The sequence below is a fragment of the Lentzea sp. NPDC036955 genome (genome assembly GCF_055608005.1).
Window position 1 is genome coordinate 90,715 of record NZ_JBVJRC010000018.1, and the last position, 13,917, is coordinate 104,631.

9 protein-coding genes are annotated in these 13,917 nt (G+C 70.9%); 3 read left to right on the forward strand and 6 right to left on the reverse strand.

The window, feature by feature from the left end:
- Positions 1-170: 170 nt before the first annotated feature.
- From xynC to ACZ7CF_RS40735, 6 genes are all read right to left on the reverse strand, one after another.
- Positions 171-1,442, reverse strand: a complete 1,272-nt coding sequence (gene xynC / locus ACZ7CF_RS40710) for a glucuronoarabinoxylan endo-1,4-beta-xylanase XynC (RefSeq protein ID WP_470372364.1) — start codon at positions 1,440-1,442, stop codon at positions 171-173.
- Between the two features lie 222 nt (positions 1,443-1,664).
- A complete protein-coding gene (locus tag ACZ7CF_RS40715; RefSeq protein ID WP_470372365.1) occupies positions 1,665-2,831 on the reverse strand; it encodes a cellulose-binding domain-containing protein in 1,167 nt (388 codons plus the stop codon).
- Between the two features lie 277 nt (positions 2,832-3,108).
- Positions 3,109-3,609, reverse strand: a complete 501-nt coding sequence (locus ACZ7CF_RS40720; protein WP_470372366.1) for a methylated-DNA--[protein]-cysteine S-methyltransferase — start codon at positions 3,607-3,609, stop codon at positions 3,109-3,111.
- A 76-nt stretch (positions 3,610-3,685) separates the two neighbouring features.
- A complete protein-coding gene (locus ACZ7CF_RS40725; RefSeq protein WP_470372367.1) occupies positions 3,686-3,883 on the reverse strand; it encodes a hypothetical protein in 198 nt (65 codons plus the stop codon).
- A gap of 191 nt (positions 3,884-4,074) precedes the next feature.
- Positions 4,075-4,971 (reverse strand): TIGR03619 family F420-dependent LLM class oxidoreductase, encoded by an 897-nt coding sequence (locus ACZ7CF_RS40730; RefSeq protein ID WP_458431570.1) that lies wholly within the window; start codon positions 4,969-4,971, stop codon positions 4,075-4,077.
- 31 nt (positions 4,972-5,002) lie between these two features.
- Positions 5,003-5,866, reverse strand: a complete 864-nt coding sequence (locus ACZ7CF_RS40735; protein ID WP_470372368.1) for an NmrA family NAD(P)-binding protein — start codon at positions 5,864-5,866, stop codon at positions 5,003-5,005.
- A gap of 90 nt (positions 5,867-5,956) precedes the next feature.
- On the opposite strand from ACZ7CF_RS40735, the gene ACZ7CF_RS40740 reads away from it, so the two are divergent.
- From ACZ7CF_RS40740 to ACZ7CF_RS40750, 3 genes are all read left to right on the forward strand, one after another.
- The gene (locus ACZ7CF_RS40740) at positions 5,957-6,571 is read left to right on the forward strand and encodes a TetR/AcrR family transcriptional regulator (RefSeq protein ID WP_360393390.1); all 615 of its coding nucleotides are present in this window, start codon (positions 5,957-5,959) and stop codon (positions 6,569-6,571) included.
- A 112-nt stretch (positions 6,572-6,683) separates the two neighbouring features.
- Positions 6,684-9,860 carry a hypothetical protein gene (locus ACZ7CF_RS40745; RefSeq protein WP_470372369.1) on the forward strand — a complete coding sequence of 1,059 codons (3,177 nt, stop codon included), beginning with the start codon at positions 6,684-6,686 and terminating at the stop codon, positions 9,858-9,860.
- Positions 9,861-9,862: 2 nt separating this feature from the next.
- On the forward strand, positions 9,863-13,912 hold the full coding sequence (locus tag ACZ7CF_RS40750; protein ID WP_470372370.1) for a hypothetical protein: 4,050 nt from the start codon (positions 9,863-9,865) through the stop codon (positions 13,910-13,912).
- Positions 13,913-13,917: the final 5 nt, after the last annotated feature.

Consider the following 13,917-nt stretch of genomic DNA (forward strand, 5'->3'; position numbering starts at 1 on the left):
AGCAACCGTTTGCCGGACTGACGTCGGTAGGTTGATGATCACCGCAACGGACCGACGTTCCACCGAGACCGGGTTCATGGTTACTTCGCCGATCTTGGTTTGTCCACGAACAGTCTTTGTTCATGACGCGGCGGCGTTCTTCACGTTCGACGACGGGATTTGAACAAGCCTCAGTTCAGCACGAACGTCCTGATGCTGCGGGCCGGCAACTGGGCGTTGAAAGTCCCGTTGGACACGGTGAAGTCGTTGTAGTGCGCGAGGGTCGCGGTCGCGCTCGTCAGCCAGGTCGAGACCGTCGCCGAACCGGTGTCGCGCAGGGTGAACACGTGGTCCACCGGTGACGTGTTCTTGTTGATGGCGACGATCACGATCCGTGTCCCGCTCTTGAACGCCGAGATGTAGACGTTCGACTGCGGGTTCGCGGTCGCGGTGATCCGGGAGTAGCCGGGGCGCACCCACTTCGAGAAGTGCGCCATGTTGGCGCCGCGCTTGCTGATCTGGCCGTCCTCGCGCATCGGGCCGTACGAGCGGCGGATGTACCACCACACATAGGTTTGGAAGCGGCCGTCCACCAGCGCGCGGTGGATGTTCTCCCCCACGTCGAGCGCCTGCGGCCACAGGTCGGCGGAGTCGGTGCTGTTCGGGTGGTAGACCTCGGTCATCCACAGCTCCTTGCCGCCGCCCTTCTGCTGGAACAGCGGGTAGGGGAGGTCCGCGGGGCGGGTGCCGTAGAGGTGCGCGCCGATGATGTCCACGTTCGCCAGCGCGGCGGGGTCGTTGAGGATGGGGTCGGTGAGGTTCTTGCGGTATTGGAACGACTCGGGGGCGATGACCCTGGCGTTGATCGAGCCCGCGTTCTCGCGGAGGAACCTGACGATCTCGGCAGGGGTCCACGCCGTCCATTCCTGGGCGTAGTCCGGTTCGTTCTGGACCGAGATGCCGTAGAGGTTCACCCCGTTGTTCGCCATGAATGCGACGAAGTCGTTCAGGTGCTGCGCATAGGCGCCGTAGGAGGAATACCGCAGACGTTTACCGCCGGAGAAGGTCTCGGTCATCGACGCAGGCGTGTTCCACGGCGACGCGATGACCTTGGCGCCGAGCTCGACCGCGCGCCGGGCCGTGGCGACCTCGCGGCTCCAGTTGGCGCGGTCCTCGTGGACGGGGATGCGCAGCACGGTGAACCCGAGCTGGCCCGCGCCGTTGCCGAACGCCGTCTCACGCTGGGCGGCAGTCAGATCACTGGTCCAGACGGTGTGGTTCATCCCGCCGAAGCCCAGGATCGTCTGCTGCACGTTCGACGGTTCGACGACCACCGAGGTGGCTGCCGCGGCCGGCGTCGCCCCCGCCGCCAGCACCGGCAGCGCGGCGCCCGCCACCAGCAGGGTCCGTCGCCGCACGGGCTGCGAACCCGCGGTGTCCGAGTGGTTTCGACGCTCTGCCATGACATCTCCAGGAAGTCGGCCTCAGGTGATTGGGAGCGCTCCCAGAATCAGTCCTAACAGTGGCGTAACACACAGTCAAGTCGAATGTCGTTCGATTGTGTCGAATTGCGGAGAAATTCAGCGCGGTGATTAGTCGATTTACGATTCGGCGATGGCGAGTCCTGGCCGAGGTCGCGGGCGGCCGGCACGACCGGTCCCGATCGTGCCGGCCGCGCGGAGGACCTAGGAGCAGCCGACCCGTGACGCCGCCATCACGACGTCGTCGAACCACAGCGTGTCGTCACCGCTGCCGTAGCTCTCCCAGCCGAGCCGCAGATCGGTCAGTGCGGGCTTCCACCCGCTGCGGCGCAACCACTGCGCGTCGACGTCCGGAGTGGACACACCGTCCACGCGCAGACCCGGCACCTCGGTGCCGTTGACCCAGGTCCGCAGTTCCGAACCGGTGATCCCGAACTCCACGCAGGTCCACCGGTCCACCGCCAGCGGGGTGCTCTGGGCGACCCCGTTGGGGCTCTGCTCCGGCAACGTGGCGTCGTCGGACTCGCGGTTCCACTGCAGGGCGCGGTTCTGGCCGCCCATGCGCAGGTCCTTGCCGCCGTCGGCGGTGTCCTTCATCGCCGCGAACGTCACGTGCGCCTCCGGCAGCGCGGTGGTGTGCCGCACGTAGAACCGGGTGTACAGGCTGGATCCGGTCGTCTTCCTGGGCGTCGCGAGGAACACGTGGTTGCAGTAGCCGGCGCGGCCGTTGACGCGGATCGACTTGCCGCCGCTGCGCGCGGTCGAGCTGTCGACGGTCGCGGTGCCGGTTCCCTGGCAGTTCGGGAACGTCAGCGACCAGTCACCGGCCGGCGTCGTCCCCGTCTGGTTCTCGAAGCCGTCGCAGAACGCGCCGCTCGGGCAACCAGGGGGCGGTTCCTGCGAGGTGGTCGTCGTTGTCGTGGTCGTAGTTGTCGTTGTCGTCGTCGGTGGGTTGGTGTCGTTGCACCGCACGCCGTTCAGGGTGAAGTCCACCGGTGTTTCGTTGACGCCCTGAAAGGTCCCCTGGAATCCGAACTGGACGGACGCCCCGGTCGCGATGCCGCGGTTGAACGCCTGGTTCCGCGCGGTCACGACCTTGCCGGACTGCGTGACGTCGGCGCTCCACCCGGAGGTGACGCGCTGGTCGCCGGCGAAGGTCCAGGTCAGCGTCCAACCGTCGATCGGGGCGCTGTTGTTGGTCACCTTGACCTGGGCGACGAAGCCGTTGCTCCACTGGTCGACCTGGTACCCGACCGCGCACGCCGGCGCGTCGACCGCCTGGACTGACACGGGGTTCGTGATGATCACGGCCGTCATGGCGGTTGCCACCGCCGCCGCCATGATCGCGAGACCGCTCTTTCTCCGGCGCATGTGCTGCTCTCCTGTCGTGGTCGACCGATGGCGGCGGTGAAGGCGTGCATCGCGGCAGCTCTCGCTGTTGTGGTGCTGCTGGCGGAGAAAGCGAGCGCGGACCACAGAGTTCGCCCTTCTTGAGCGATAAAGCAAGGCCCATCCGGGTTACCGGGACGCCGGAGTCGGCCGTATCGCTCTGCCGCACCGGCCAGTTGCCGCATCCCGTGCCCGCTGACTGGCCTGGCGCGCTGCCCTGGCGACCCTTGCCACTGCCGGCCGCGGTCACCACCGGCCTTCAGAACAGGCGGCCGTCCTGCTCCGGTGGAGGTTCTTCGAGGTCGAGCAGGTAGCGCTTGCGGCTCAGCCCGCCCGCGTAGCCGGTGAGGCTGCCGCGGGCGCCGACCACGCGGTGACAGGGCACGATGATGCTGATCGGGTTCCACCCGTTGGCGTTGCCCACCGCCTGAGCGGCGCCCGGATCGCCGAGCTCTGCGGCCAACTGGCCGTAGGTCCGGGTCTGGCCGTACGGGATCGACGTCAGCAGCGCCCACACGCTCCGTTCGAACGCCGAGCCCTGGGGCGCCAGTTCGAGGTCGAAGCTCCGCCGCTGCCCGGCGAAGTACTGGTCGAGCTGCCGGCGGGGCTCGTCGAACGCCGAGGGATCGGCGTCACCGAGGTCGCCGAGGCGCGGAGGTCGCAGGTGGCCGTCGAAGTAGAGGCCGATCAGGGCCGAGCCCTCGCCGACCAGGGTCAGCGGCCCGACCGGTGAGTCGACGACGGTGTGGTGAACGTGCACGGTGAATCTTGGCCTGGTGCACCATGTCCTGCCAAACACGCTGCTCGCCGGACTGCGCCTCCACGAACTCGTCAGGTCACTTCTTCGACGGAATCAGTCCCGCGCGGAACATCGCGATCACGGCGACGACGACGACCACGACCATCGGCAGGTAACGCAGCCAGAACTGGCCGGTCGCCTCTTCCAGAAAAGAGCCCGCCACACCTGCCAGCGCCCCGGCCAGTAGCAAGCCGAGCACGGCGAACGCGCGGTTCCGTCGACTGGACACCTTCATGTCGGGATGATCTCCATTCGTCATCGAGCCCGTTTGCTGATCAGGTTGTACCGCCCCATCAGCACGGGTGGCCTCACGCCGGTCGGGTTTCCAGCCTGGTCGTAGCTGAACCCGGTCGGCTGCGCACCATGTCCAGCAGCGCCTTCTGACCGGTGCGGGTGCCGGCGATCGTCGGGCGGGTCCGTCCGCGCTCAGCGGCCGTTCTCCAGCACCGACTCGACCAGCTCCAGCACGTGGTCGACGTCGTCGGCGAGGTACATCAGGTCCACCAGCACGTGCCGGACCTCGGTCTCCGCCTCCACCCGCCTGATCAACGCGGCCACGTCGGCCACCGCGGTGGCGGAGCGGACCGACGGGTAGATCCGCAGGATCACGTCCAGCTCGGCCGGGTCGCGGCCCGCCTCGGCCGCCATGCCGCGGATCGCCGCCAGCGGGCGGTTCACCGCCGCCTCGACGTCGGTGGTGCGGGGAGGCACCAGCGCGGGCAGCCACCCGTCACCGCGCAGGGCCACCCGGCGCATCGAGGCGGGCGCGAACGCCGCCAGGTAGATCGGCGGGCGGCGCACCGGTTTCAGCGCGGCACGGGTCGCGGGCAGCGTCCAGTGCCTCCCCCGGTACTCGGCCGGGTCGGCGGTCCACAGCTGCTCCAGCACGTCGAGGGTCTCGTCGAGGCGGGTGCCGCGTTCGGACATCGGGACGTTCACCGCCTCGAACTCCTCCGGCGACCAGCCGATCCCCAGGCCGGGCACGAGCCGGCCGCCGCTGAGCACGTCGAGCGAGGTCAGCACGCGGCCGAGCAGCGCGGGCGGGTACCACGGGGCGTTGAGGACGTTGCTGCCGATGAGCACGCGTTCCGTGGCCGTGGCGGCAACGCTCAGCAGCACGAACGGGTCCAGGACGGCACGGAACTCGTCCGGGAAGCTCTCGGCCCCGTTGTGACCGGTCGTGGGGTTGACCGGCGACAGCAACCGGTCGATCACCCAGAGGCTGTCCGCTCCCAGCCCCTCGGCCGCGCGGGCGAACTCGGCCACCCGCGGCGCCTGCCAGGCCACCCCGCCCGCCTGCGGCAACGTGAAACCGATCTTCACAACGCCCCCGAGCTCGACAGCGACGCGGCCATCAGCGGTTCACCGAGTCGCGCACGTAGTCGCGCAGCGTGCGCGGGGCGCGGCCGAGCAGCCTGGTCATGGTCTCGACCTCGACGGGGTCGGTCCCGATCGGCGCCGCGCTGAGCAGCTCGAAGCTGCGGATCCAGTCCACGAGCTTCTGGCCGGAGAGCCTGCGCTCGAACGCCTTGCGCCACTCGGGGTCGGCACCGGTGTAGACGACCTCGCGGCCGAGTGCCTCCGCCCAGATCCGCGCGCTCTGCTCGCCGTTCAGCGACTCCGGCCCCAGCAACTGGTAGGCGCCTGCCTCGAACCCGGGGTCGGTGAGCGCGTTCGTGATCACCTCGGCGGCGTCGCGCAGGTCGATCCGGTTGACCCCGCCGGGGTGCAGCGGCGTCGGGAACACGCCCGCCTCGATGTCCGCGCGGAAGACCTCGTCGTTCTGGTCGAAGTTGGTGAGGCTGAACATGGCGGGCCGGGTGTCGGTGCTCGCCAGGAACGCCGCGAGCGCCAGCTTCGGCCCGTAGGCCGGGATGGCACGGCTCGCCGCCGCACGCGCCTCGTCGTCCTCGACGTGGAAGCCGCCGAACGCCAGGCGGGCACCCGCGCGCTGGGCCTCCTCACCGAAGATCGTGGCGATCTCGACCTCGTTGGTCTCGTGCGGCGACACGTAGAACGCCGAGTCGACGCCCTTCAGCGCCGCCGCGACGGACTCCCGGTCGGCCAGGTCGCCCTGCACGACCTCCACGGTGCCGGGCAGGTTCGCCCGTTCCTTGTTGCGCACCAACGCACGCACGTCCACGTTGCGGCGCACGGCCTCTTCCAGGACAAGGCCGCCTACGGTGCCGGTCGCTCCGATGATCAAGGTCTTCGTCATGACGCACTCCGTTGATTGAAAGTCAGTGACTTGTAATCAATGAATACCGTCTCGCTGACTTCGAGTCAACGAGCTGTTAGCGTGGAGCTCATGACCCGCGCCGCCTCCGCCGCCGCCACCAGGGAGAAGGTCCTGGCCGCCGCACGTGAGCTGTTCATGACCTCGGGCTACGACGACGTCAAGGCCGCCGACATCGCACGGGCGGCCGGCGTCGCGCACGGGTTGGTGTTCCACCACTTCGGCAGCAAGCAGGGCCTCTACGGCGAGGTGCTGTGCGCCATCGGGGCCGAGGTGCTCAACCTGCACGTCAGCGACCCGGCCGTGCCGCTGGGCAGGCGGATCCGCCAGTCCCACAAGGCGCACCTGACGTACCTGGCCGCCCACCGCGACCTGGCGCTGAACCTCTTGCTGCAGCCGTGGGGCGTCGAGGAGTCGTTCGACCGCGTGCGCGACGACGGCAACCGGAAGCTGTGCGAGAACCTGGGACTGGACTTCGCACGACCGGCGGTCAGGGCCGTGATGCGGATGTACACGACGGCGGCCGACCAGCTCGCACGCGACCACCTGTTGAGCGAGCACGCGTTCGACGTCGACCAGGTCACGGAGATGCTCATGACCGTGCTCGCGGGCGCGCTGCGGGCGGCGCGGATCGCCGACCCGTCGCTGGAGGTCGAGAAGGCGCTGGAGGAACTGGCGCAACCCTAGCCCGACCGCCGCGGGCAGTGGCCCAGCACAGCTCGACCAGTAGTGGACCTGCCGCCCCGCACGACCTCACCCGAAGCTGGAACGCACTTCCACGACCCGGTGAGGACGAGCGATGAGCGATGACGAACGGCCGGCGCACGACGAGGACAAGACCGTCAGCCGCCGCCGGTTCCTGTACCTGACGGGTGCGGGCGGTCTGGTGCTGGCGGTCGCGAGGGCCGGCGGGACAGGACCCGGCGAGACGACGGCGGACGTCGCACTCACCGCCACCGCCACCCGCACGCTGCACCTGAGGCGCCGCGAGGACGCCCTCAACCTCAGGATCGACCTGTTCAACGCCGACCTGGCGGCGAACGGGACGGAGCTGCGCAAGGTCGCCGCGGGCAGTGCGTTCATGGTGGTGCACTTCCCGCCGCAGGCCGTGCTGGAGAAGCAGCTCGCCGCTCCGCTGACCAGTGGCGACCTGCCGCTCGCCACCAGGGTCGCCGGACCGAGCCGGCTGGCCTTCGACATCACCTCCGCCCTGCCGATGGCCACGACGGTGGACGCCCTGCTGGCGTGGGCCGCGTTCACGCCGCGGCTGACCGCGACCGCCACCGCCACGCAGACCGCGTCCGCGCTCGTGGCGCCGATCGACACCGAGACGGCGCTGGAGATGCCGTGGCGGGTGCTGCTGTCCCCCGACGAGAACCAGGGGTGGCGGCACTCCGCGGGACCGGTGACGCGCAACGGGTGGACCGAGCTGTGGCACACCCGGCTCGCGGCCAAGACCGGTCAGGAGAACGCCGAGGCCCGTGCGCTGCGGGCGATCTGGCTCGCGGACCCGCAGATGGCGTCGTGGGTGCGCACTCCGTCGTCAGTGCCCGAAGCCGACGACGTCCTGCACGTGCTCGGGCCGAGGCAGCGGTTCGCGCTCGTCCGCCTGAGCGCCGATCCGACGCTGCGCACCGGGCTCGACCCGTCCCTGCCCAAACCCGTCGAGGCCACCGGGGTCGCGTTGAGCAGCCTCGGCGCGACCTTCGAAGCCGAGGGGACGTGGAGGTACCCGTCCACGAGCTCGTTGCAGCTCAAGGGATGGCAGCACAGGGCCAGTCTCGGACGTGACCACCTGGTGCGCACCGAGAACGCGGGATTCCTGTTCCCGTACGGACATCGCGCCTCGCTGGTCGACGTCGCGGAACGCCGGTTCGGGCGCAGGCCCAACCCCGACGGCACGCCCGGACCGTGGTACGCCTACCTGCACCGGACCCAGCACATCGTCGTGCAGCAGACGAGACGCACCTACTGGGCCGACACCACGCTCGCACGGCGCGGGCGCGAGGTGCCGTTCGCCGCGATCGAGGTCCTCACGCGCATCACCCCGCCGCTGGCCACACCGCAGGACTTCGCCGGCGGTCGGATCGCCACCTCGTTCATCCCGAAGGCAGCGTCGGCATCGACGACGCCGCTCCCCTTCCACCTGCGCGGCGTCGACCACGACGGGCAGGAGGTCGACTTCACCGTTCCGGTGCTGTTCGTGCCGGACTCCACGACCACTTCGCAGAACGCGGACGACCTGCTCGACGCGATCCACACCGCCTACAACACCCGCACCACCACCGAGGTCCTCGCCCTGCGGACCGCGGAGACGGGCGGGCACAAGGTCGCGCTGGCGCACCGCGGCACCTACCCGCCCGGCAGCACCGCGAGCAACGTGGACCGGATCGTGTTCGGCTCCGCGAAGACGACCGGCCAGGTTCCGTTCCACCCCGTGCTGGAACGGGCCGTGGTGCGGTTGCCGGAGGTCGCCGCGCTGACCGGCGGGGCGGTGGGGGCGACACCGTTCGAGTACGCCGAGGCCTACCTCGTCAACGGGATCGACCACTCCACGAACAACCCCGGCGGGGTCTACCTCGCGCTGCACCCGGCAGCGCCGCAGACACCGCTCGCGTTCTCGGCCGCCGCCACCGGTGGCATGGCGACGCCGAGCGGTGACATCAAAGCCATGTCCGCTAAGAACGGTCCGGTCACCGTCGTGCCGGTCGACGCGGCCAAGGAGGTGTACGACCCGGCGAAGATGTTCGGTGACGTCACCAAGGCCAAGGTGCTCGGCGGCGTTCCCGTCAAGGACCTGCTGCCCGCGCTCACCTCACCGCCGGCGTCCATTCCGGACAACGCCCCCAGGATGAGCCACCGGCTGCGCGACGACATCGGCGCCCACGAGTGGACCATGCTCTGGACGCCGAAGATCGAGGCGGGACCCAAGGCGCTGCCGGTGTTCGAGCCGCTGGGGACGACCGACCCGCTCACCGTCCTCGCCGTCTACACGCACCCGGTCGACGCGGGCGTCGAGTCCGGCTACCGCGTCAACGCCGAGCTGCGCGACTTCGCCCTGCACCTGTTCGGCACCACCGGGCCGCGGCGGATCATCTCGCTGGAGTTCGACTTCCTGCGGTACTCCTCTGGCAGCGGCAGCAAGACGGCCGTGGACTGCGGGCTGCGCGAGGTCAGCTTCCACAACGCCTTCAAGTACGTCGAGGAACTGGCCGAGCTGTGCTCGTTCCTGGGCAGCAAGCTGGAGATCACCGCGGGCACCGGTGGCGTCGAGGCGGGGCTGCGGTTCGCGGTGCCGACGATCCCGCTGGGAGTGCTGCAGATCAGCGAGCTGACGGTGCACGCCGCCGTGGCCATCCCGTTCGACGGCAGCGCGGTGCGGGTGAACTTCGACCTGAACACCCGCGAACGGCCGTTCTCGTTGCGCATCTTCGGGTTCACCGGCGGCGGCTACGCCGGGGTGGCGCTCGGGGCCGACGGTCTGGAACGGCTGGAGGTCGGCTTCGTCTTCGGCGCGGCGCTGGCGCTCGACCTGGGCGTCGCCAGCGGCGGCATCGAGGCCCTCGGCGGCATCTCGTACCTGCTGGAGAAGGTCGAGGTCGTCGAGAACGGCACCGAGGTCGTGCGCCAGCAGGCCGGTCTCGCTGCCTACCTGCGGATGCGCGGCAGCCTGCGGTTCCTCGGCCTGGTGTCCGTGTCGGTCGAGTTCTACCTCGGCCTCACCTACCAGGAGAAGGCCGACGGCAGCTCGGTGCTCGTCGGCGAGGCGAGCATCACCGTGTCCATCGAGCTGTGGCTGTTCAGCGAGACGTTCACCGTCCGCACCCGCCGCGAGTTCGCCAAGACGCCCGCACCGTCGGCCCGGCGCGCGGCCCTCGCCGCCGCACCCGAGCTGCCGGCCCACCCGTTCGGCGCCGCCTTCACCCAGCAGGACTGGGCCGGGTACTGCGCCGCGTTCGCCCCCGTCGGAGCCTGATCATGAGCAAGCAGACCATCACCTGGACCGTCCTGCCCGGCGGGGTCACCACCGGCCTGGACCTCGTCCGGTTCTCCGTGCACGTCGCGCCGCGGCTGCTGCCCACGGCCGGCTCCGCGCAGCTGAGCGCCTTCCCCGACTGGACCGACTGGCCCGCCAGGGTGGCCGCGGCGGCGTTCCAGCTGGAGTTCCCCGGTGTCCTCGACCAGAGCGGCAGACCCGTGCGCGCCACGGCCAGACGCGTGTCCACACCGGTGAGCCGGCACTGGACCGCGTTGTTCACGCCCACTTCGCACGTCCAAGGGCACGCGCTGACCCGGTTCGCCCGCCGGCGCATCCGCTCCTACCCCACCCAGCACGTGCGCGACTTCGTGCACCAGCGCTACGGGCGGTTCGGCGCGCGGTTCCCCGAGGAGTTCCCGACGCTCGACGAGCTCACCGCCAGCGACGCGTTCGGTGCCGTCGGGTTCGAGTTCGACGGCGACCACTCCGGACCCGGCCTGGACCGCAAGCAACGGCTGCGCGACCGGCTGGAGGCCCTGTTCAGCCTCGACCCGCAGGACCCCGCGCGGTGGGCGGTGCCGTTCCGGCCGGGCGACGCCTCGACCGCCGACGGTGTCGCGCTGACGTTCCTGCAGGCCGAGCGGTTCCACCGCAGGCGCGCGCCGGTGACCGGCGACCTGCCGCCGCTGGCCGCGCCGAAGCTGGACTTCCACCAGGCCGTCGCGATGACCCGCGAGCACCACCACCTCCAGCGGCTGTTGGGACTGGTCCTCGACTTCGAGTCGGCCGATCCGGCCGTGCTGAACCTGGTGCGCGGCAACGAGCGGGTCACCGGTGTCCGGGTGGTCACCGACCTGAAACCGTTGCTGGGCAGCGAGTCCGAGGTGCACGTGCGGCCGCTGATGCGCTGCCGGATCGGCAAGGGCGCACGGCACGTGTTCGCCGCGAGCCCGCTCGACACCGACAGCGACCTGCGCGACGGGCTGCTGCGGGTCGGCGAGACCGACCGGTTCGCCGTGGTGCAGGTCGATCCCGACGCCGCGGCGCTGGCCGTGCGGCAGTTCGCCGACACGGTCACCCGGCTGCGGGTCGAGCGCGGCGGGCAGGTGGTCAAGCGCAGTGCGACCACACCGGACGAGCACGCGCTGCCGGCGTTGCGCACGGCCGGCTTCTCGGTGGGCCGGCTGTCGCGGGCGGTCCGGCTGGCGCAGAAGGTCGAACGCGGCCGGCAGGTCAACGACGCGGCGTTCACCTCCGGCGGTGACAAGATCACCGACGACGTCGAGCTCACCGCCGACGACGTCGTGCGCGGCTACCGGTGGGACGTGCGCGACGAGACCGCCGGCCAGTGGTTCTCCCTGATGTGGCGCGACGGCGCGTACGTGTTCGTGCGCAGCGGTGACGAGAACGTGAAGGTGCTGGAGGAGACGGCCGCGCAGACCGCGCCCACGACCTCCGGTGCCGGCGGCGACGAGGACCTGTACCTGCAGGAGTCGCTGGTGCACTGGGCGGGCTGGAGCCTCGCCGTCGGCCGGCCCGGCAAGTCGCTGGCCGGCGACAACGGGCTCGCCGACGGCAGCGGGTCAGCCGACCCGGACTTCCCGTTCCGCACCACGTTCGGTGCCCGTGCGCTGCCGCGGCTGCGGTTCGGGCGCCGCTACCGGCTGCGGGCGCGGGCGGTGGACATCGCCGGCAACTCGCTGACCACCGAGCAGGCCGACGCGCTCACCGACTCGGCGCTGAGCACCGCGGCGGAGACGTTCCGCCGGTTCGAACCGGTCTCCGCTCCCGAGGTGCTGCTGCGGTCGGTGCCGGGTGCGGCCGAGTCGCTGGAGGTGATGGTGCTGCGCGGCAACACCGGCAGCGACACGAACGTCGGCACCGCCGACCGGCACGTGCTGCCGCCGCGCACCACCGTCCAGGTCGCCGAGCAGCACGGCATGCTCGACCGGACCACCACCGGCCGGCCGGTGGACGCCGTCGCCTACGCCGACCTGGCCGCACGGGACGCCGCCGTGCTGGAGCAGCACGCCTCGGCGCGCACCCTGCCGGCACCCGCTGACCGGCACTGGTACTACGACACCGACCAGCTGCCCGTTCCCCACCTGCCGGAACCGCTGGCGCGGCGCATCCTCGTGCGCGGACTGCCCGGCGCCACCACGTCCACGACGATCACCGCGGCCGACCCGGCGACGTGGCCGAACGCCAAGGGTTTCCGCATCCGCCTCCAGCAGGGCACGGCGGGCTGGTCGTGGAACGGGACCGACCGCGTGCTGACCGTGCGGCTCATGCCGGGCGACAGCTACCGGCTCCAGCTCTCCGCTCAGTTCGACGCGGCCGACCTGGACCTGATGGCGCTGTGGCCGCTGGTCGAGCAGGGCGCTGCCGAGTGGAACGCCGCCCACCCCGGCAACCAGGTCAGCGTGACCGCGCTGCGGCAGTCGGTCGTCGGCGGCCGGCACTGGATGTTCACCCCGGCCAGGACGCTGACGCTGACGCACGCCGTGCGCACCCCGCTCGCCGTGCCGGGCATCGGCTCCGTCACCGCCCGGCGGCCGGTCGAGGGGCAGGCCGGCTCGACGCACGTGGTGCTCGGCCCGTCCGTGCAGGTCAGCCGCAAGAGCACCAGCAGCGTGGAGTTCGCCGGAAGCTGGCGGATGCCGGTGGACGACGGCGTCACGGAACCGGTGCCCGACCGCACGTTCCGGGCCGCGCCGATCACCGTGCCGGTCAGCCAGGTGCCGGGGCCGGCCCCGGCGACGGAGACCCTGGAGTTCCAGGCACGGCACGAGTTCGGCGACACCAAGCACCGGCGCGTGCGGTACGAGGCGCGGGCGGTGACCTGCTTCAGCGAGTTCTTCCGCGAACGCAGGGAGGTCGCCTTCAGCGGCACGCAGCACACCCTCGGCGTGCCGATCGACCCCGCCCACCTGGTCGTGGCCGACAGGGACACGCACCGGCAGTACCGGCAGGCCCCGCCGGGGAGCAGCCCGGAGCACGCGCCCGGCGACTACGTGGTCACCGACGCGGCCACCGGCACGTTCCGGCGCACCAACGGCGGCAGCCTCACCACGGGCCGCACGCTGGAGGTGTCGTTCGTCCGCCCGGACACGCGCAGCGCGCCTGCGGTGCTGGAGCAGAACATCCCCAGCACCGCCCGTCCGGCCGCGCCCAGGATCCGCCAGGTCCTGCCGGTCTTCCGCTGGGAGAACCCGGCGCCGGGCCAGAGCGTGCGGCGCGGCGGCGGGCTGCGGGTGTACCTGGAGCGGCCGTGGTTCTCCAGCGGTGACGGGGAGAAGCTCGCCGTGCTCATGTGGCCGGACACGGTCAACGACGCACCGGAGCACCTGCGCAACGTCGTCACGGCCTGGGGCGCCGACGCGGCGATGCACTCGACCGTGATGCCCGACGACGTGACCGCGAGCTCGTTCCCGCAGGCCGCGATCTACGGCACGGGCATGGCGGTGCCGGAGTTCCCGGACACCCAGCTGAAGTTCGCCGCGTACGACGTGGCCTACGACTCGGCGCGCGGGCTGTGGTTCTGCGACATCCGCATCACTCGCACCGGTGACGACCCGCTGAAGAGCTACTTCCCGTTCGTGCGCCTGGCGTTGGCCCGCTACCAGCCCAGCTCGATCCCCGGCCACCACCTGTCCGCGGTGGCGACCGCGGACTTCACCCAGCTCGCACCGGACCGGGCGGTCGTGGTCACCGGCAGCGGTTCCACCCGGACCGTGCAGGTGACCGGCCCCGGTCCCTCGCTCACCCACTCGGGCCGTCCCAACGAGGTCAGGGTGACCGTGGAGCGGCAGCTCGACGGCGTGACCGACCCGGTGCTGCGCTGGCAGCCCGCCGGCGGCGGCTTCGCCACCACGATCTCCACCCCGGTCAACGACAGCGGCGTCCACACCTGGACCGGCACGGTCACGCTGCCCACCGGGGCCGGGGCGCTGCGGCTGGCCGTCGAGGAGTTCGAGGTCCACCGCGACGGCAACGGCGGCACCGCCGCCACCCGCCTGGTCCACACCGACACCGTCGCACTGTCCTGAAAGGA